The organism is Pseudomonas sp. LBUM1646 (genome assembly GCF_059716165.1).
Genome location: NZ_CP166810.1, coordinates 1,199,967 through 1,219,464 on the forward strand (window position 1 = coordinate 1,199,967; position 19,498 = coordinate 1,219,464).

Sequence of the window (19,498 nt, forward strand, 5' to 3'; positions counted from 1 at the left end):
CATGGGATGGGTGTACACCCTATAGGAGCTGCCGAAGGCTGCGATCTTTTGATCTTCAATCATTTCAGTGCAGCAAGAATCTCATCCGGGTCATACCCGCGAATCAACGTCCCGTTCACATCAATCAACGGAATCCCGCGGCCGCCCAACGCTTCATAAGCTTTGCGCGCCTCGGCATCCTTCTCGATATCGAATTCCTTGTACGGAATGCCTTTCTGGTCGAGAAAGCGCCGGGTCAGCTTGCAGTAGCCGCACCAGTCGGTGGCGTAGAGCACGACGTTAGCCTTGGCCTGCGTCTGCTCGGACACCACTTGCGCCGGGTGGATGTAGCGCTCGATCTTGCCCCAGTTCTGGTAAACCACGACCACCAACAGGATCAGCAGGAATTTCTTCAGGATGCCGTTCAGCATCAGTTGCGTCGCTTGAGCTGGTCGGTCAGTTGGGTCGGCAAGCCTTTGATGATCAGTGTGCCGGCTTCTTCGTCGTATTCGATCTTCGAGCCCAGCAGGTGCGCTTCAAAGCTGATGGACAGTCCTTCGGCGCGCCCGGTGAAGCGGCGGAACTGGTTCAGGGTGCGCTTATCCGCCGGAATCTCCGGGGACAGGCCGTAATCCTTATTGCGGATGTGATCGTAGAACGCTTTCGGGCGCTCTTCGTCGATCAGTTCCGAGAGCTCTTCCAGGCCCATCGGCTCACCGAGTTTGGCCTGGCTGCTGGCGTAATCCACCAAGGTCTTGGTCTTCTCGCGGGCGGACTCTTCCGGCAGGTCTTCGCTTTCAACGAAATCGCTGAAGGCTTTGAGCAGGGTGCGAGTTTCGCCGGGGCCGTCGACGCCTTCCTGGCAGCCGATGAAGTCGCGGAAATACTCCGAAACCTTTTTCCCGTTCTTGCCTTTGATGAACGAAATGTACTGCTTGGACTGCTTGTTGTTCTGCCACTCGGAGATGTTGATCCGCGCCGCGAGGTGTAACTGGCCCAGATCGAGGTGGCGGGACGCGGTGACATCCAGCGCTTCGGTCACGGCCACGCCTTCGCTGTGGTGCAGCAGGGCGATGGCCAGGTAATCGGTCATGCCTTGCTGGTAGTGCGCAAACAGGACGTGGCCGCCGACCGACAGGTTCGATTCTTCCATCAGCTTCTGCAGGTGTTCCACTGCCACCCGGCTGAACGCCGTGAAATCCTTGCCGCCTTCGAGGTATTCCTTCAGCCAGCCGCTGAACGGATGCGCGCCGGACTCGGCGTGGAAGAAGCCCCAGGCCTTGCCTTGTTTGGCGTTGTAGCTCTCGTTGAGGTCGGCGAGCATGTTCTCGATGGCTGTGGACTCTGCCAGTTCGGAGTCGCGAGCGTGAAGAACTGCAGGTGTGCCGTCGGGTTTTTTGTCGATCAGGTGGACGATGCAATGACGGATCGGCATGGGCTTCTCGGCTGATTGAAGAGAGGAGGGCGTGCTCCCCCAAAAAGTGCCAAGTGTACCGCAACCACTGGTTTTGGCGCGTCTCGAAGGGCAATTCGACGGTGCGCAGCGGCCCTTATGCAGTTTTTTCCCTGTTTAGAGCAATAAAGCTGACCAAATGGGTAGCAAGAGGCGGATATTTCCCCGTCTCTGTGCTAGTTTTGCCCGGTCTTACGCGAAGTCACTGCGTTAAGCGTGCATTCAGCATTTGTCAGGTCGAACCAAACCCTGATTTCGGTATCTATAACCCCGACTCGTCGTGGTTATAGCCGAGGGTGCCAGATCCAGAAGATCGGGCTCGATGGCTGACACTGCACTCTGCAATCCATATGAATTTGATAGGGAAGGAACACTACATGGCTCTTACTAAAGACCAACTGATCGCCGACATCGCTGAAGCTATCGACGCGCCAAAAACCACCGCGCGTAACGCTCTGGACCAACTGGGCCAAATCGTTGCCGATCAGCTGGAAAACGGCGGCGAAATCACTCTGCCAGGTATCGGCAAACTGAAAGTGACCGAGCGTCCTGCCCGTACTGGCCGTAACCCTTCGACTGGCGCTGCCATCGAAATCGCTGCCAAGAAAGTTATCAAGCTGGTTGTGGCCAAAGGCCTGACCGACGCTGTTAACAAGTAAGACGCAGTAAAAAAAAGCCGTGCTCCGGAGTGATCCGGGCACGGCTTTTTTGTGTCTGCGATTCAGCGATTGGCCCAAGGCCAATCGCTGTTTCAGATGTTACTTGCGGGCCCAGCGCTCGCGCCAGACTTGCTGTTCGGACTTGGTCTGGAAGGTCCAGGCGACGAAGCGGCTTTGCTTCTGGCCCTGAGACATTTCCACGACCTGGCTTTCCAGCACACCAGCCTTTTTCAGCGCGGTCTGGATCGCCGGCAGGTTCGAGGCTTTCGACACCAGGGTGCTGAACCACAGCACTTTGTGCTGGAAGCTCGCGCTCTCGGCGATCAGTTGCGTCACGAAGCGTGCTTCGCCACCTTCACACCACAGTTCGGCCGATTGACCGCCAAAGTTCAACACCGGCAGTTTGCGTTTCGGGTCGGCGCGGCCCAGGGCGCGCCATTTGCGCTCGCTGCCCTTGGTCGCTTCGTCCATCGAGGCGTGGAACGGCGGATTGCACATGGTCAGGTCAAAGCGTTCGCCAGGTTCGAGCAAGCCCAGCAGGATGTGCTTGGGATTGCTTTGCAGGCGCAGCTGGATGGCTTTGTTCAGCCCGTTGGACTGCACGATCGCTTTGGCAGCAGCCACGGCCGTCGGGTCGATTTCCGAGCCGAGGAAGTGCCAGCGGTAATCGCTGTAGCCGATCAGCGGATAAACGCAGTTGGCACCCATGCCGATATCGAGCACCTTGACCGGCGCGCCGCGAGGGATCTCGCCGTCGTTGACGCTGGCCAGCAGGTCGGCAAGGAAGTGCACATAGTCGGCGCGCCCCGGAACCGGCGGGCACAGATAATCAGCCGGGATGTCCCAGTGGGCCACGCCGTAGAACGACTTGAGCAGTGCCCGGTTGAACACCCGCACCGCGTCGGGGCTGGCGAAGTCGATGCTTTCCTTGCCGTACGGGTTGAGGATCACGAACTTCGCCAGTTCTGGCGTGCTCTTGATCAGCTCCGGGAAGTCGTAACGACCCTGATGGCGGTTGCGCGGGTGCAGGCTGGCCTTCGGACGGGGTTCCACGGCGTTGGCCGGGGTGGCGGAGTCAGGCTTCTTGCGCGCAGGGCGGGGTGTGCGGGGGGCGTTCATGGGTGTGGTCGATTCGGGTATGGCTGAAAGTGGGGGGCATTGTCCCACATTCGCTCCCTGATAACGCATATCCCCTGTAGGAGCTGTCGAGTGAAACGAGGCTGCGATCTTTTGATGTTGTTTTTTAAGAGCAAGATCAAAAGATCGCAGCCTCGTTTCACTCGACAGCTCCTACGGGGGGAGGGCGTGGCGGGCACAAAAAAGGGAAGCCGTTGCGGGCCTCCCTCTTTCATTGCGATTTACCGTTACAGGCTGGCAATCCGCGCATGCTGCTCCGCCAGCTTGCCCAAAGCCTGTTCAGCTTCAGCCAGTTTGGCGCGTTCCTTGTCGATGACTTCGGCCGGGGCCTTGTCAACGAAACCGGCGTTGGACAGCTTGCCGCCCACGCGCTGGACTTCGCCCTGCAAACGCAGGATTTCTTTGTCCAGGCGCGCCAGTTCAGCGTCCTTGTCGATCAGGCCAGCCATCGGCACCAGCACTTCCATCTCGCCAACCAGAGCGGTGGCGGACAGCGGTGCTTCTTCGCCGGCAGCCAGCACGGTGATCGATTCCAGACGCGCCAGCTTCTTCAGCAGCGCTTCGTTCTCGGTGAGACGGCGCTGATCTTCGGCACTGACGTTTTTCAGGAACAGGTTCAGCGGTTTGCCTGGACCGATGTTCATCTCGGCGCGAATGTTGCGCGTGCCGAGCATCAGTGTCTTCAGCCACTCGATGTCATCTTCGGCGCCCTGATCGATGCGTGCTTCGTTGGCCACTGGCCAAGGTTGCAGCATGATCGTCTTGCCTTCGATACCGGCCAGCGGCGCGACGCGCTGCCAGATTTCTTCGGTGATGAACGGCATGAACGGGTGCGCCAGGCGCAACGCGACTTCCAGTACCCGCACCAGGGTGCGACGGGTGCCGCGCTGGCGTTCAACCGGGGCGTTTTCGTCCCACAGCACAGGCTTGGACAGTTCCAGGTACCAGTCGCAATACTGGTTCCAGATGAACTCGTACAAGGCTTGTGCGGCCAGGTCGAAGCGGAACTGGTCGAGTTGACGGGTCACTTCGGCTTCGGTGCGTTGCAGCTGCGAGATGATCCAGCGATCCGCCAGCGACAGCTCGTAGGCTTCGCCGTTCTGGCCGCAGTCTTCGCCCTTGTCCAGAACGTAACGCGCGGCGTTCCAGATCTTGTTGCAGAAGTTGCGATAGCCTTCAACGCGGCCCATGTCGAACTTGATGTCGCGACCGGTGGACGCCAGCGAGCAGAAGGTGAAGCGCAGGGCGTCGGTGCCGTAGCTGGCGATGCCGTCGGCGAACTCGTCGCGGGTCTGCTTCTCGATCTTCTTCGCCAGTTTCGGCTGCATCAAGCCGGAGGTGCGTTTCTGCACCAGCTCTTCCAGCTCGATACCGTCGATGATGTCCAGCGGGTCCAGGACGTTGCCCTTGGACTTGGACATCTTCTGGCCCAGGCCATCGCGCACCAGGCCGTGTACGTACACGGTTTTGAACGGTACTTGCGGCGTACCGTCTTCGTTCTTCACCAAATGCATGGTGAGCATGATCATCCGGGCAACCCAGAAGAAAATGATGTCGAAGCCAGTCACCAGTACGTCGGTGGAGTGGAATTTCTTCAGGAATTCGGTTTGCTCAGGCCAACCCAGGGTGGAGAACGTCCACAGCCCCGAACTGAACCAGGTGTCGAGCACGTCGTTGTCCTGTTGCAGCGCAACATCCGGCCCGAGATTGTGCTTGGCGCGCACTTCGGCTTCGTCACGACCGACGTAGACTTTGCCCGACTCGTCGTACCAGGCCGGAATCCGGTGGCCCCACCACAGCTGACGGCTGATGCACCAATCCTGGATGTCGCGCATCCACGAGAAGTACATGTTTTCGTACTGTTTCGGCACAAACTGAATGCGGCCGTCTTCAACGGCAGCAATTGCAGGCTCGGCCAATGGTTTGGTCGACACGTACCACTGGTCGGTCAGCCACGGCTCGATGATGGTGCCGGAACGGTCGCCTTTCGGCACTTTCAGGCCGTGATCATCCACGCTGACCAGCAGACCGGCGGCGTCGAAGGCTGCAACGATTTGCTTACGTGCTTCGAAACGGTCGAGACCGGCGTATTCGGCCGGGATCTTGCCGTCGATGCTTTCGTTCAGCGTGCCGTCGAGGTTGAACACCTGGCAGGCCGGCAGTACGGCGGCGTTCTTGTCGAAGATGTTCAGCAGCGGCAGGTTGTGGCGCTTGCCGACTTCGTAGTCGTTGAAATCGTGGGCCGGGGTGATTTTCACGCAGCCGGTGCCGAATTCAGGGTCGCAGTAATCGTCGGCGATGATCGGGATGCGGCGGCCGACCAGCGGCAGCTCGACAAATTTGCCGATCAAGGCTTGGTAGCGTTCATCGTTCGGGTTAACAGCTACGGCGGCGTCGCCGAGCATGGTTTCCGGGCGAGTGGTCGCGACGATCAGGTAATCATTGCCTTCAGCGGTCTTGGCGCCGTCGGCCAGCGGGTACTTCAGGTTCCACAGGAAACCTTTCTCGTCGTGGTTTTCCACTTCGAGGTCGGAAATTGCCGTGTGCAACTTGGTGTCCCAGTTGACCAGACGCTTGCCGCGGTAGATCAGGCCGTCCTCATGCAGACGCACGAAGGCTTCTTTAACCGATTCCGACAGGCCGTCGTCCATGGTGAAGCGCTCGCGGCTCCAGTCTACGGACGAGCCGAGGCGGCGGATCTGACGGCTGATGTTGCCACCGGACTGATCCTTCCATTCCCAGATTTTCTCGAGGAATTTCTCGCGGCCCAAGTCGTGACGACTCTGGCCCTGGGCTTCGAGTTGGCGTTCCACCAGCATTTGCGTGGCGATACCGGCGTGGTCGGTACCCGGCTGCCACAGGGTGTTGCGACCCTGCATGCGACGGAAACGGATCAGGGCGTCCATGATCGCGTTGTTGAAGCCGTGACCCATGTGCAGGCTGCCGGTGACGTTCGGCGGCGGGATCATGATGGTGTAAGACTCGCCCGCGCCTTGCGGGGCGAAGTAGTTCTCGGACTCCCAGGTGTTGTACCAGGAAGTTTCAATGGCGTGCGGCTGGTAGGTCTTATCCATGCGCGGCGGGACCCTATTGGCATTTATTCAGGAAAAGCCGGCAAGTATAGCGGGGCATGGGGCCGAGGGCGAGCGGGGCCAGACCGGGCACCCATCAAATAGAGAAAGTGGACCCTGTAGGAGCTGCCGAAGGCTGCGATCTTTTGGCGTCTTCAAAAACAATGAAGATCAAGATCAAAAGATCGCAGCCTGCGGCAGCTCCTACACAGGGGTATAAGGGGTTATTCGTACTGGCTGAGAAGTCGTTCCATCCGCGCATCCAACCGACGTTTGATCTCGGTTTCAATATGCGGAGCGAAGTCGTCGATCACGTCTTGCATGATCAATTGCGCGGCGGCGCGCAGTTCGCTGTCCAGGTGCAGCAAGGCGTCGGGGCCTTTGCTCACAGCCGGTTGGGCGGCAGTCGCGGGTGCAGGCTCGACGGCGGGCGATGTGTCGCCAACGTTGTCGAACAGCATCGGAATCTGTTCCTGCTCATCGTCATTGACCGTGTCGGTCAACAAGGGTGGCTGCAGGTTGTCATCACCGAGCAGTTGGCGGATCGACTCAAGGTCATCCAGCAGGTGCGCGGACTTTTGCTGCGGTTTTGGAGTGTCCATCGGAATGCTCAGAGTCGCTGTAAACGGTGATCTTGCAGAGGATAGCCCTGTTCGCGGTAGAAACGGAAACTCTCCCGCGCAGCCGCACGAATCGTCGGATCTTCCACCACCACTTCCGCCACCCGGGCGAACTTGTTGGCGAATGCCGGGACTTTCAGATCGAGATTGACCAGCAGGTCCTGATGCGGACCGCAGTCATCGCCAAGCCCCAGGACAATCAACCCCTCGGGTTCGCTTTCGGCGGGACCGTGAGGGACGAAGCTTTCACCTTTGAACGCCCACAGGCGCGCATCGAGGTCGTCACGCTGGGCGGCATCGCTGCAATGCAGGTAGATGCGGTGGCCCATGCGCCAGGCTTTTTCGGTGAGCTTGCAGGCAAAGTCCAGCCGCGCTGACGGATCGGCGCTGGGCAGGATATAGAAGTCGACTTTGGTCATTGCGGTTCCTGAGCCAAGGGCGGCGTTGCCCGAAAGCAACACCGCCCAAGGTCATTGGTTTCAGGCTTTGGCGCGGTCCAGCAGGTATTGGGTCAGCAATGGAACCGGACGGCCAGTGGCGCCCTTGTCCTTACCGCCGCTGGTCCACGCGGTGCCTGCGATGTCCAGGTGCGCCCAGTTCAGGTTCTTGGTGAAACGCGACAGGAAGCAAGCCGCGGTGATGGTGCCGGCTTTTGGGCCACCGATGTTGGCGATGTCGGCGAAGGGGCTGTCCAGCTGCTCTTGATACTCATCGAACAGCGGCAGTTGCCAGGCGCGATCGTCAGCCGATTGGCCGGCGCTCAGCAGTTGGCCGATCAGCTCGTCGTTGTTGCCCAGCAGGCCGGAGGTGTGAGCGCCCAGTGCAACGACGCAAGCGCCGGTCAGGGTCGCGATGTCGATCACGGCTTGTGGCTTGAAGCGCTCGGAGTAGGTCAGGGCGTCGCACAGCACCAGACGGCCTTCGGCGTCGGTGTTGAGGATTTCCACGGTCTGGCCGCTCATGGTGGTGACGATGTCGCCAGGGCGCGAAGCATTGCCGCTCGGCATGTTCTCGGCGCAGGCCAGGATGCACACCAGGTTGATCGGCAGTTTCAGTTCGAGCACGGCACGCAGGGTACCGAATACGCTAGCCGCGCCGCCCATGTCGTACTTCATCTCATCCATGCCGGCGCCCGGTTTCAGGCTGATGCCGCCGGTGTCGAAGGTGATGCCCTTGCCGACCAGTGCGAACGGCTTCTCGGATTTCTTGCCGCCGTTGTATTGCATCACGATCAGGCGCGGTGGCTGGGCACTGCCCTGGCCAACGGCGTAGAACGAGCCCATGCCCAGGTCCTTGATCTTCTTCTCATCGAGGACTTCGACTTTCAGGGTCTTGAATTCCTTGCCCAGGTTCTTGGCTTGTTCGCCGAGGAACGTCGGGTGGCAGATGTTCGGCGGCAGGTTACCCAGATCACGGGTAAATGCCATGCCATTGGCAATGGCGGTGGCGTGGGCCACGGCGCGCTCGACTTCAGCCTGGGCAGCCTTGATGGTCACCAGGGTGATTTTTTTCAGAGCGCGAGGTTCGGCTTTCTGGCTCTTGAACTGGTCGAAGGTGTATTCGCCGTCCACCAGGGTTTCGGCCAGCAGGCGGGTCTTGCCGTAGCTGTCGCGGCCTTTGACGACCACTTCGTCCAGCGCCAGCACGGCATCGCTGCCGCCCAGGCCTTTAAGTGTGTTGAGGACGCCGGCAATGATTTTACGGAACGGGCGGTCGCCCAGCTCTTCGTCCTTGCCCACGCCCACCAGCAGCACGCGCTCGGCCTTGAGGTTCGGCAGGCTGTGCAGCAACAGGCTTTGGCCGACTTTGCCGGCCAGGTCGCCACGCTTCAAGACGGCGCTGATGGCGCCGCCGCTCAGTTCGTCGAGTTGTTTGGCGACGGCGCCGAGCTTGCGGCTTTCGCCGACGGCGACCACCAGAGTGGCGGTTTTCAACGTTTCTGGGCTAACGCTTTTTACAACCAGTTCCATGTCCGGGTCCCTGAATTAATGGTCAACACGCAGCGTTCGACAGTGTGTGCAAACGCCTGCTTATATAGGTAGAAAGACGCAGGTCACGGCCCGCGACAAAGGCCGCAGTTTGAACCTCGCTACCGGCGCCTGACAACCCTCGGTTGTACGATCTTCGGTGCTTTGGGCACGTGCTTGAGCATGCGCAGTGACAGGCGCACCCAATCACAGGATAATGCGCCATCTTTTTCGGCGGCTCTGCCCTGCGGGCCGTCTGATACGTTTGCTTGTTTGGCCGCCTTAGCCTGACAACCCTGGAGTGTCTGGTTTGATCGTCTTCCGTTATCTATCCCGCGAAGTCCTGTTGACCTTGAGCGCCGTCAGCGCCGTGCTGCTGGTCATCATCATGAGCGGTCGCTTCATCAAATACCTCGCGCAGGCGGCTTCGGGCCAACTGGACCCGAGTTCATTGTTCCTGATCATGGGCTTTCGCCTGCCGGGTTTCCTGCAGCTGATCCTGCCATTGGGGTTGTTCCTCGGGATTCTGTTGTCGTATGGCCGGCTGTACCTGGAAAGCGAAATGACCGTGCTGTCGGCCACCGGCATGAGCCAGCAGCGGCTGTTTCGTATCACCCTGTTTCCGGCCACCCTGGTGGCGCTGGTGGTTGCATGGCTGAGCCTGAGCCTGGCGCCGCAAGGGGCCAACCAATTCCAGTTGCTGTTAAACAAGCAGGACGCCCTGACCGAGTTCGATACGCTGGAGCCAGGTCGCTTCCAGTCCTTGCGTGACGGTACGCGAGTGACCTACACCGAAACGCTGACGGACGACCGGATCAACCTGGGCGGCGTATTCATTTCGCAAAAGAATATTTCGTCCGACCAGAAGGATCGCGGGATTTCCGTGCTGGTGGCCGAAAAGGGCCGTCAGGAAATCCGCCCTGATGGCAATCGTTACCTGATTCTCGATAACGGCTACCGCTACGACGGTAACCCGGGGCAGGCTGACTACCGGAAGATCAAGTACGACGAATACGGTGTATTGCTGCCCAAACCTGACGTCAGCGACGAAGTGACCGACCGTGACGCAATGACCACCAGCTCCTTGGTCGGCAGTGATGACATTCGCTCGCGCACCGAACTTCAATGGCGCCTGTCCCTGCCGTTGCTGGTCTTTATCGTGACCCTGATGGCGGTGCCGCTGTCGCGCGTTAACCCGCGCCAGGGCCGTTTCCTCAAGCTGCTGCCGGCGATTCTTCTTTATATGGCTTACCTGACCATCCTGATTGCCGCTCGCGGCGCCCTCGAAAAGGGCAAGATTCCGCCGGCGCTGGGCTTGTGGTGGGTGCACGGGATCTTCCTGGCCATTGGCCTGGTCTTGCTCTACTGGGAGCCGATGCGCTTGAAACTGGCGAGTCGCCGCGATGCGCTGGAGGTGGCTCGTGGTTAAGCTCGATCGCTACATTGGTAGCAGCGTTTTCGTAGCGATCCTGGCGGTGTTGGGGATCATTCTCGGTCTGGCGACACTGTTCGCCTTCATCGATGAGATGGGCGACGCCAGCGACACCTACACCTTGATGGATGTCCTGAGCTACGTGCTGCTTACCGCGCCACGACGTCTTTACGACATGTTGCCCATGGCGGCGCTGATCGGTTGCCTGATCGGCCTCGGCAGCCTGGCCAGCAACAGCGAACTGACCATCATGCGCGCCGCTGGCGTGTCGATCGGGCGGATCGTCTGGGCGGTCATGAAGCCGATGCTGGTCCTGATGGTCGTCGGGGTATTGATTGGCGAGTACGTGGCGCCCGCCACCGAAGTCACCGCCCAGGCCAACCGCTCGCTGGCCCAGGGCAGCGGCGACGCGCAAAGTGCCAAGCACGGCCTATGGCATCGCCAGGGTGACGAGTTCATTCACGTCAACTCCGTGCAGCCTAATGGCCTTTTATATGGCGTGACCCGTTATCACTTCGACAAAGAGCGCCACATGCTGTCGGCGAGCTTCGCCAAGCGTGCGGAGTTCGACAAGGATCACTGGCAACTGAGCGACGTGACGACCACGCTGTTCCATGAAAAGAATACTGAGGTGGTCAACACGCCAGTCGAGCGCTGGGAAGTTGCCCTGAGCCCACAGCTGCTGAGTACCGTAGTGATGTCGCCCGAGTCACTGTCGATCAGTGGTTTGTGGGGTTACATTCACTACCTGGCCGACCAGGGCCTGGCCAACGGTCGTTACTGGCTGGCATTTTGGGTCAAGGTGTTGCAGCCGCTGGTCACGGCCGCGCTGGTGTTGATGGCTATTTCCTTCATCTTCGGTCCGTTGCGTTCGGTGACCCTCGGTCAGCGGGTATTTACCGGTGTGCTGGTGGGCTTCACCTTCCGCATTGTCCAGGATCTGCTCGGGCCTTCGAGCCTGGTGTTCGGTTTCTCGCCGCTGTTTGCGGTGTTGGTGCCGGCCAGTGTCTGTGCCCTGGCCGGGGTCTGGTTGTTGCGTCGGGCCGGTTGATTCCGGGGTTTTCCTGACCTTGCCGTTCACTCAAAACGCCCTTGTCGCAAGACCGGGGCGTTTTTGTATTCGCCGTCTGACCTGCGAACGTGACGCTTGCGCCGTGGATCAGGTACAATTCCCGGCTATTTTTCGGCGGGCTATGCCTGCAGCCTTTTTGAGTGTTGATCCGTGAGTGATTTGAGTCATATCCGCAATTTCTCCATCATCGCCCACATTGACCATGGCAAGTCGACGCTGGCCGATCGCTTCATCCAGATGTGTGGCGGCCTTGCCGAGCGCGAAATGGAAGCCCAGGTTCTGGACTCCATGGACCTGGAACGTGAACGCGGGATCACCATCAAGGCCCACAGCGTCACCCTTTATTACACTGCCCGCGATGGCATCAAGTATCAGTTGAACTTCATTGACACCCCCGGCCACGTCGACTTCACCTATGAAGTCAGCCGATCGCTGGCGGCCTGTGAGGGTGCGTTGCTGGTGGTCGATGCCGGTCAGGGCGTTGAAGCGCAATCGGTTGCCAACTGCTACACGGCCATCGAGCAGGGCCTGGAAGTCATGCCGGTCCTGAACAAGATCGACCTGCCACAGGCCGATCCGGACCGCGTCAAAGAAGAAATCGAAAAAATCATCGGCATCGATGCTACCGATGCGGTCGAGTGCTCTGCCAAGACTGGCCTGGGCGTCGACGAGGTGCTCGAGCGCCTGGTCAAGACCATTCCTGCGCCGACCGGCAACTACGAAGATCCGCTGCAAGCGTTGATCATCGATTCCTGGTTCGACAACTACCTGGGCGTTGTTTCCCTGGTTCGCGTGCGCCACGGTCGTGTGAAGAAGGGCGACAAGATCCTGGTTAAATCCACCGGCAAGATCCACCTGGTGGACAGCGTCGGTGTCTTCAACCCGAAACACACCGCCACCGTTGACCTGAAGGCTGGCGAAGTGGGCTTCATCATCGCCGGTATCAAGGACATTCACGGTGCACCGGTCGGTGACACCCTGACCTTGAGTTCCACCCCCGACGTTGACGTGCTGCCCGGCTTCAAGCGCATTCAGCCGCAGGTTTACGCCGGCCTGTTCCCGGTCAGCTCCGACGACTTCGAAGATTTCCGTGAAGCCCTGCAAAAGCTCACGCTCAACGACTCGTCCCTGCAGTACACCCCGGAAAGCTCCGACGCCCTGGGCTTCGGCTTCCGTTGCGGGTTCCTCGGCATGCTGCACATGGAAATCATCCAGGAGCGCCTCGAGCGCGAGTACGACCTGGACCTGATCACCACGGCGCCGACGGTGATTTTCGAGCTGTTGCTGAAGACCGGTGAAACGATTTACGTCGACAACCCGTCTAAGCTTCCAGACCTGTCCTCGATCGAAGACATGCGTGAACCGATCGTGCGGGCCAATATTCTTGTGCCGCAAGAGCACCTGGGCAACGTCATTACCCTGTGTATCGAAAAGCGTGGCGTACAACACGACATGCTGTTCCTCGGTACCCAGGTGCAGGTGACCTACGATTTGCCGATGAACGAAGTGGTCCTGGACTTCTTCGATCGTCTGAAATCCACCAGTCGCGGCTACGCTTCGCTGGATTACCATTTCGATCGTTATCAATCAGCTAATCTGGTGAAACTGGATGTGCTGATCAACGGTGACAAGGTCGACGCCCTGGCGCTGATCGTGCACAAGGATAACGCGCACTACAAAGGTCGCCAGTTGACCGAGAAGATGAAAGAACTGATTCCGCGCCAGATGTTCGACGTCGCGATCCAGGCCGCCATTGGCGGGCAGATCATTGCGCGGACCTCCGTCAAGGCACTCAGAAAGAACGTATTGGCCAAATGCTACGGCGGTGACGTTAGCCGTAAGAAAAAACTGCTTGAAAAGCAAAAGGCCGGTAAGAAACGCATGAAGCAAGTCGGCAACGTGGAAATTCCACAAGAAGCCTTCCTTGCAGTGCTCAGGTTGGATAGTTAGGTCCTATGTCACTAAATTTCCCGCTGTTGCTGGTCATCGCCGTGTTCGTCTGCGGCCTGTTGGCGTTGCTCGATCTGGTTTTCCTGGCTCCGCGTCGGCGTGCCGCCATTACCTCCTATCAGGGCAGCGTCAGCCAGCCTGACGGGGTGGTGGTCGAAAAACTGAACAAAGAGCCGCTGCTGGTCGAATACGGCAAGTCGTTCTTCCCGGTGTTGTTCATCGTGCTGGTGCTGCGTTCGTTCCTGGTGGAACCGTTCCAGATTCCTTCCGGCTCGATGAAACCGACCCTGGACGTTGGCGACTTCATTCTGGTGAGCAAGTTTTCCTACGGGTTCCGTCTGCCAGTGCTCGACCAGAAAGTCATCAATGTCGGTGATCCACAGCGTGGCGATGTGATGGTGTTCCGCTATCCGAGCGATCCGAACGTCAACTACATCAAGCGTGTCGTCGGCCTGCCGGGTGACCAGATTCGTTACACCGCCGACAAACGACTGTTCGTCAACGGTGAATCGATCGCCGAGCAACTGGTCGGCTCCGAGCCGGGCACGTTGGGCAGTGCCGAGCTCTACAAGGAAAAACTCGGCGAGGCCGAGCACTTGATCCGCAAGGAAATGAGCCGCTACCGCGCAACCCCGGACCATACCTGGACCGTGCCTGCCGGGCACTACTTCATGATGGGCGACAACCGCGACAACTCCAACGACAGTCGCTACTGGGATGATCCGAACATTCCCAAGGATATGCTGGGCATGGTTCCCGACAAGAATATCGTCGGCAAGGCCTTCGCAGTCTGGATGAGCTGGCCGGAACCCAAACTCAGTCACCTGCCGAATTTCTCGCGGGTTGGCCTGATCAAGTAATCACACACGGCGCTGTTGAACACAGCGCCGAATGCATTTCTGGAGCCGACACAATCGACGCCAGAAGCATGAAGCCAACGATATTCAGGACGTTATTTTTGAACACAGCGTTAATTGTCCCAAGCCTGCGCCGCATCATGGCGATGGCGGTGGAATCCAACCACGAACTCAGCGTGGGTAAACCGTGAGCGTCTCCTTAAGCCGTCTAGAGCGTCAGCTCGGCTACACCTTCAAGGACCAGGAACTGATGGTCCTGGCCCTGACTCACCGCAGTTTTGCCGGGCGTAACAACGAACGCCTGGAATTCCTCGGTGATGCCATCCTCAACTTCGTCGCTGGCGAGGCGCTGTTCGATCGCTTCCCGCTGGCCCGCGAAGGCCAGTTGTCGCGTTTGCGCGCACGACTGGTGAAAGGTGAGACCCTGGCCGTACTGGCCCGTGGTTTCGATCTGGGCGATTACCTGCGCCTGGGCTCTGGCGAATTGAAGAGCGGCGGTTTCCGTCGCGAGTCGATTCTGGCCGATGCCCTGGAAGCGCTGATTGGTGCGATCTACCTGGACGCCGGCATGGACATGGCGCGCGAACGCGTGCTGGCCTGGCTGACCGGGGAGTTCGAGGGCCTGACCCTGGTCGACACCAACAAAGATCCGAAAACCCGCCTGCAGGAATTCCTGCAATCCCGGGGCTGTGAGCTGCCACGTTACGAAGTGGTGGATATCCAGGGTGAGCCGCATTGCCGAGTCTTCTTCGTCGAATGCGAAATCACCTTACTGAATGAAAAAAGCCGAGGTCAGGGTGTGAGTCGTCGTATTGCCGAACAGGTAGCGGCCGCCGCAGCACTGATTGCCCTGGGTGTGGAGAATGGCAATGACTGATACAACCGCAACACGCTGTGGCTATGTTGCCATCGTCGGCCGTCCCAACGTGGGCAAGTCCACGCTGCTGAACCATATTCTGGGTCAGAAGCTGGCGATCACCTCGCGCAAGCCGCAGACCACCCGTCACAACATGCTGGGCATCAAGACCGAAGGCGCCATCCAGGCCGTCTACGTCGACACCCCGGGCATGCACAAAGGTGGCGAAAAGGCTCTGAACCGCTACATGAACAAAACCGCTTCGGCTGCGTTGAAAGACGTCGACGTGGTGATCTTCGTGGTTGACCGCACCAAGTGGACCGACGAAGACCAAATGGTCCTCGAACGCGTGCAGTACGTGACCGGCCCGTTGATCGTGGCGCTGAACAAGACCGACCGCATCGAAGACAAAGCCGAGCTGATGCCGCACCTGAGCTGGTTGCAGGAACAGCTGCCGAACGCGCAGATCATGCCGATCTCGGCCCAGCACGGGCACAACCTGGAAGCGCTGGAACGCGTGATCGCGGGCTACCTGCCGGAGAACGAGCACTTCTTCCCGGAAGACCAGATCACCGACCGCAGCAGCCGCTTCCTCGCCGCTGAACTGGTGCGCGAAAAAATCATGCGCCAGATGGGCGCCGAGTTGCCGTACCAGATCACCGTCGAAATCGAAGAATTCAAGCAGCAGGGCAAAACCCTGCATATCCATGCCTTGATCCTCGTCGAACGTGATGGCCAGAAGAAGATCATCATTGGCGACAAGGGCGAGCGCATCAAACGCATCGGCACTGAGGCGCGCAAGGACATGGAGTTGCTGTTCGACTCCAAGATCATGCTCAACCTCTGGGTGAAAGTGAAAGGCGGCTGGTCCGACGACGAGCGTGCGTTGCGTTCGCTGGGTTACGGCGACCTGTAAACCGGGTCTGCGCTACACCGTAGATCCCCTGTGGGAGCGGGCTTGCTCGCGAAGACGATGTAACATTCAGCATTGATGTTGACTGTCACGCCGCATTCGCGAGCAAGCCCGCTCCCACATTGGTTTTGGGTTGTTTGTAAAACTGCGTTCCGCCATTGAGAGCTCCATGTCCCAGCCAATCGGCCAACTCGCCTACGTGCTCCACAGCCGCGCCTATCGCGAAACCAGTGCGCTCGTGGATTTCCTCACGCCGCAAGGTCGGCTACGGGCGGTGTTGCGCAGTGCGCGGGGCAAGGCCGGGACGTTGGCGCGGCCGTTTGTGCCGCTGGAAGTCGAGTTTCGTGGGCGCGGTGAACTGAAGAATGTCGGGCGCATGGAAAGTGCGGGGACTTCGACATGGCTCATTGGTGAGGCGCTGTTCAGCGGTCTCTACCTCAATGAGCTGCTGATTCGCCTATTGCCGGCTGAAGATCCGCACCCCGGTGTCTTCGATCACTACGCTGCGACGTTGCTCGCCCTGGCCGAAGGCCGCCCATTGGAACCGCTGCTGCGCTCCTTCGAATGGCGCTTGCTGGACGATCTCGGGTACGGCTTTGCGCTGAGCACCGACATCCACGGCGAGCCTGTCGCGCCGGACGGTCTCTATCGTTTGCAAGTGGATGCGGGGTTGGAGCGGGTCTACCTGCTGCAACCCGGTCTGTTCAACGGCATCGAACTGCTGGCCATGGCCGAGGCCGACTGGACCGCCCCCGGCGCACTATCGGCCGCCAAGCGTTTGATGCGTCAGGCGCTGGCCGTTCACCTGGGCGGTCGTCCCTTGGTTTCTCGCGAGTTGTTTCGAAAGCCGTAGAGTCTGTTGATGCTTGGAGGCGAGTCGCGTTGTGGGCCAACGGGTGCGAGGCAAGGCGCGGGATGCTGTTAATGGCGTTCCCTTAACAAATCCCGCAACGTAGCCTCGCGCCCGCCGGCACGCAACGCGGCCGTCACCAAGCATCAACAGACCCTATCTCCCCGTGTATGCTGTGCACCGAACTTTCCCTTCTTCAGGAGCGCTTCCGTGACCACCAGCAATCGCATTCTTCTTGGCGTGAACATCGACCACGTTGCCACCCTGCGTCAGGCCCGGGGCACTCGTTACCCGGATCCGGTCAAGGCAGCACTGGACGCGGAAGAGGCGGGCGCTGACGGCATCACCGTGCACCTGCGCGAAGACCGCCGGCACATCCAGGTGCGCGACGTGCTGCTGCTCAAGGACGTGCTGCAAACCCGCATGAACTTCGAAATGGGCGTCACTGAAGAAATGATGGTGTTCGCCGAACGCATCCGCCCGGCGCACATTTGCCTCGTCCCGGAAACCCGTCAGGAACTGACCACCGAAGGTGGCTTGGACGTCGCCGGGCAGGAAGCGCGAATCAAAGCCGCGGTGGATCGCCTGTCGAAGATCGGTTGTGAGGTGTCGTTGTTCATTGATGCTGACGAGCGTCAGATCGCGGCGTCCAAGCGCGTTGGTGCCCCCGCCATCGAGTTGCACACCGGCCGTTATGCCGATGCCGAGACGCCGACTGAAGTGGCTGAAGAACTCAAGCGTGTGGCCGATGGTGTGGCGTTTGGTTTGACCCAGGGCTTGATCGTCAATGCCGGCCACGGTTTGCATTATCACAACGTTGAATCGGTCGCGGCGATCAAGGGCATCAACGAACTGAACATCGGCCACGCGCTGGTGGCGCATGCGTTGTTTGTCGGGTTCAAGTCGGCGGTTTCGGAGATGAAGGCGCTGATTCTGGCGGCGGCCCTGAAGGGTTGAGATAGGCGGCGCTACCTTCGCGGGCAAGCCTCGCTCCTACAGGTTGATCGTTCCCACGCTCCGCGTGGGAATGCTGCCGGGGACGCTCCGCGTTCCGCTTCACCAACTGACGCAGACCGTCAGGGGATGCATTCCCACGCGGGCCGTGGGAACGATCAGCGTCAGAGCGGCGGGGTTTCCTGATTCGGCTTGGACTTGTCGATCCCCGGCACATGCAGGTTGCCCTCGGCCACCTGATCACCTTCAAGCTGTGGCTGCGTGACCCAGGTCAGGATGTCGTAGTAGCGACGGATGTTCGCCACGAAGTGCACCGGCTCGCCGCCCCGGGCGTAGCCATAGCGGGTTTTGCTGAACCACTTCTTCTCTGAAAGCCGCGGCAGGATCTTTTTCACATCCAGCCATTTGTCCGGGTTCAGCCCTTCCTTGGCCGCCAGTTTGCGCGCGTCGTCCAGGTGGCCGCTGCCGACGTTGTAGGCCGCCAGGGCAAACCAGGTGCGATCCGGTTCCTGGATCGAGTCGTCCAGTTGATCCTTCATATAGGCCAGGTACTTGGCGCCGCCCATGATGCTCTGCTTGGGGTCGAGGCGATTGGATACGCCCATGGCCTGCGCAGTGTTCTGGGTCAGCATCATCAGACCGCGCACGCCAGTCTTGGACGTGACCGCCGGTTGCCATAGCGATTCCTGATAACCCACCGCCGCCAGCAGGCGCCAGTCGACCTTCTCTTTCTTGGCGTAGTTCTTGAAGTGCTGTTCGTATTTGGGCAGGCGCTGCTGCAAGTGCTGGGCGAAGGTGGTAGCGCCCATGTAGCCGAGCACATCGACGTGGCCGTAATAGCGGTCTTTCAGGCGTTGCAGGGTGCCGTTTTTCTTCACCTTGTCGAGGTAGGTGTTGATCTCGTTGAGCAGGCTGTTGTCTTCGCCGGCGGCCACCGCCCAGCTCTGGTTGCTGGCATCGCCGAGATCGAAGGCGACCTGGATTTTGGGGAAGTAGACCTGGTTCATCGCCACTTCATTGGAATCGACCAGTGTCAGGTCGATCTGGCCCTCATCCACCATGCGCAGCAGGTCGACGACTTCAACCGCGTCGGACTCTTCGTATTCAATGCCGGGATATTTCTTTTTCAGCTCCGCCAGTTGCTCGGCGTGGGTGCTGCCTTTGAGCACCATGATCTTCTTGCCGACCAGATCGCCAGCGTCCGTCGGCCGTGACTGGCCGTTGCGGTAGATGACCTGTGGGGTGACTTCCAGGTAGGAATGGGAAAACCGCACCTGCTTCTTGCGTTGCTCGCTGCTGACCAGACCGGCAGCAGCCAGCACCGGGCCGTTAGGCTTGCCTACCTGGTTGAACAGGTCGTCGAGGTTGTCAGCGGTTTCGATTTTGAGCTCGACCCCCAGATCTTCGGCAAAGCGCTTCACCAGCTCGTATTCGAAGCCGGTCTCGCCGTTACGATCCTGGAAGTAGGTGGCGGGGCTGTTCCGGGTAATGACCCGCAGCACACCATCCTCCTTTACGCGCTCCAGCGTGTTGGGTTTATCAACACAGCCACTGAGCACCAGGAAGAGTCCGGTTGCGATCAGCCATTTGGCGTACCGCGGACGCAAAGCCGTTGGGGAAAACATCTGCGCAGTATACGCAAAGGACCACGACCGCCATATCTCGACAGCGAAGGGCTTGTCTGCTAGGCAACGCAAAACTGCCCGAAAGCCCGCAGGAATGGGCCCG

General features: G+C 59.6%; 17 protein-coding genes. 9 read left to right on the forward strand and 8 right to left on the reverse strand.

What is annotated here, in order from left to right; translation table 11 throughout:
* Nucleotides 1-59 precede the first annotated feature (59 nt).
* Together ACA071_RS05215 and yejK are read right to left on the reverse strand one after the other, a co-directional pair.
* On the reverse strand, nucleotides 60-410 hold the full coding sequence (locus tag ACA071_RS05215) for a glutaredoxin family protein (protein ID WP_149657474.1): 351 nt from the start codon (nucleotides 408-410) through the stop codon (nucleotides 60-62).
* Nucleotides 410-1,414, reverse strand: a complete 1,005-nt coding sequence (gene yejK / locus ACA071_RS05220) for a nucleoid-associated protein YejK (protein WP_123507853.1) — start codon at nucleotides 1,412-1,414, stop codon at nucleotides 410-412. The genes ACA071_RS05215 and yejK overlap by 1 nt, the downstream gene beginning before the upstream one ends.
* Before the next feature lie 395 nt (nucleotides 1,415-1,809).
* Here yejK and ACA071_RS05225 point away from each other — a divergent pair, with 395 nt between their 5' ends.
* Nucleotides 1,810-2,091: an HU family DNA-binding protein gene (locus ACA071_RS05225; RefSeq protein ID WP_007905514.1), complete on the forward strand. Its 282-nt coding sequence runs from the start codon at nucleotides 1,810-1,812 to the stop codon at nucleotides 2,089-2,091.
* 99 nt (nucleotides 2,092-2,190) lie between these two features.
* Here ACA071_RS05225 and rlmF read toward each other — a convergent pair whose 3' ends face one another.
* The 5 genes from rlmF to ACA071_RS05250 all read right to left on the reverse strand — a co-directional run bounded on the left by rlmF (nucleotide 2,191) and on the right by ACA071_RS05250 (nucleotide 8,889).
* Nucleotides 2,191-3,210 carry a 23S rRNA (adenine(1618)-N(6))-methyltransferase RlmF gene (gene rlmF / locus ACA071_RS05230; protein ID WP_133837144.1) on the reverse strand — a complete coding sequence of 340 codons (1,020 nt, stop codon included), beginning with the start codon at nucleotides 3,208-3,210 and terminating at the stop codon, nucleotides 2,191-2,193.
* 245 nt (nucleotides 3,211-3,455) lie between these two features.
* Nucleotides 3,456-6,302, reverse strand: a complete 2,847-nt coding sequence (locus tag ACA071_RS05235) for a valine--tRNA ligase (protein ID WP_497643426.1) — start codon at nucleotides 6,300-6,302, stop codon at nucleotides 3,456-3,458.
* Nucleotides 6,303-6,523: 221 nt separating this feature from the next.
* Nucleotides 6,524-6,901 (reverse strand): DNA polymerase III subunit chi, encoded by a 378-nt coding sequence (locus tag ACA071_RS05240; protein WP_497643427.1) that lies wholly within the window; start codon nucleotides 6,899-6,901, stop codon nucleotides 6,524-6,526.
* Nucleotides 6,902-6,909: 8 nt separating this feature from the next.
* Complete coding sequence (locus ACA071_RS05245; RefSeq protein WP_497643428.1) at nucleotides 6,910-7,338, reverse strand: DNA polymerase III subunit chi; 429 nt, start codon at nucleotides 7,336-7,338, stop codon at nucleotides 6,910-6,912.
* Nucleotides 7,339-7,398: 60 nt separating this feature from the next.
* Nucleotides 7,399-8,889, reverse strand: coding sequence for a leucyl aminopeptidase (locus ACA071_RS05250; RefSeq protein WP_497643429.1), 1,491 nt, complete (start codon nucleotides 8,887-8,889; stop codon nucleotides 7,399-7,401).
* A 307-nt stretch (nucleotides 8,890-9,196) separates the two neighbouring features.
* Here ACA071_RS05250 and lptF point away from each other — a divergent pair, with 307 nt between their 5' ends.
* The 8 genes from lptF to pdxJ all read left to right on the forward strand — a co-directional run bounded on the left by lptF (nucleotide 9,197) and on the right by pdxJ (nucleotide 17,773).
* Nucleotides 9,197-10,315: an LPS export ABC transporter permease LptF gene (lptF, locus tag ACA071_RS05255; RefSeq protein ID WP_497643430.1), complete on the forward strand. Its 1,119-nt coding sequence runs from the start codon at nucleotides 9,197-9,199 to the stop codon at nucleotides 10,313-10,315.
* Nucleotides 10,308-11,369 (forward strand): LPS export ABC transporter permease LptG, encoded by a 1,062-nt coding sequence (lptG, locus tag ACA071_RS05260; RefSeq protein ID WP_497643431.1) that lies wholly within the window; start codon nucleotides 10,308-10,310, stop codon nucleotides 11,367-11,369. Before lptF ends, lptG begins: the two co-directional genes overlap by 8 nt.
* A gap of 171 nt (nucleotides 11,370-11,540) precedes the next feature.
* Complete coding sequence (lepA, locus tag ACA071_RS05265; RefSeq protein ID WP_008151572.1) at nucleotides 11,541-13,340, forward strand: translation elongation factor 4; 1,800 nt, start codon at nucleotides 11,541-11,543, stop codon at nucleotides 13,338-13,340.
* A 5-nt stretch (nucleotides 13,341-13,345) separates the two neighbouring features.
* On the forward strand, nucleotides 13,346-14,200 hold the full coding sequence (gene lepB / locus ACA071_RS05270) for a signal peptidase I (RefSeq protein WP_497643432.1): 855 nt from the start codon (nucleotides 13,346-13,348) through the stop codon (nucleotides 14,198-14,200).
* Between the two features lie 184 nt (nucleotides 14,201-14,384).
* A complete protein-coding gene (gene rnc / locus ACA071_RS05275; RefSeq protein ID WP_054054779.1) occupies nucleotides 14,385-15,074 on the forward strand; it encodes a ribonuclease III in 690 nt (229 codons plus the stop codon).
* On the forward strand, nucleotides 15,067-15,969 hold the full coding sequence (gene era / locus ACA071_RS05280; protein ID WP_054054777.1) for a GTPase Era: 903 nt from the start codon (nucleotides 15,067-15,069) through the stop codon (nucleotides 15,967-15,969). Before rnc ends, era begins: the two co-directional genes overlap by 8 nt.
* Before the next feature lie 166 nt (nucleotides 15,970-16,135).
* Nucleotides 16,136-16,819, forward strand: a complete 684-nt coding sequence (gene recO, locus ACA071_RS05285; RefSeq protein ID WP_497643433.1) for a DNA repair protein RecO — start codon at nucleotides 16,136-16,138, stop codon at nucleotides 16,817-16,819.
* A 207-nt stretch (nucleotides 16,820-17,026) separates the two neighbouring features.
* Nucleotides 17,027-17,773, forward strand: a complete 747-nt coding sequence (gene pdxJ, locus ACA071_RS05290) for a pyridoxine 5'-phosphate synthase (protein WP_497643434.1) — start codon at nucleotides 17,027-17,029, stop codon at nucleotides 17,771-17,773.
* A gap of 161 nt (nucleotides 17,774-17,934) precedes the next feature.
* Here the strand turns inward: pdxJ and mltF are convergent, their stop codons facing one another.
* Nucleotides 17,935-19,395 carry a membrane-bound lytic murein transglycosylase MltF gene (gene mltF, locus ACA071_RS05295; protein WP_497643435.1) on the reverse strand — a complete coding sequence of 487 codons (1,461 nt, stop codon included), beginning with the start codon at nucleotides 19,393-19,395 and terminating at the stop codon, nucleotides 17,935-17,937.
* Nucleotides 19,396-19,498: the final 103 nt, after the last annotated feature.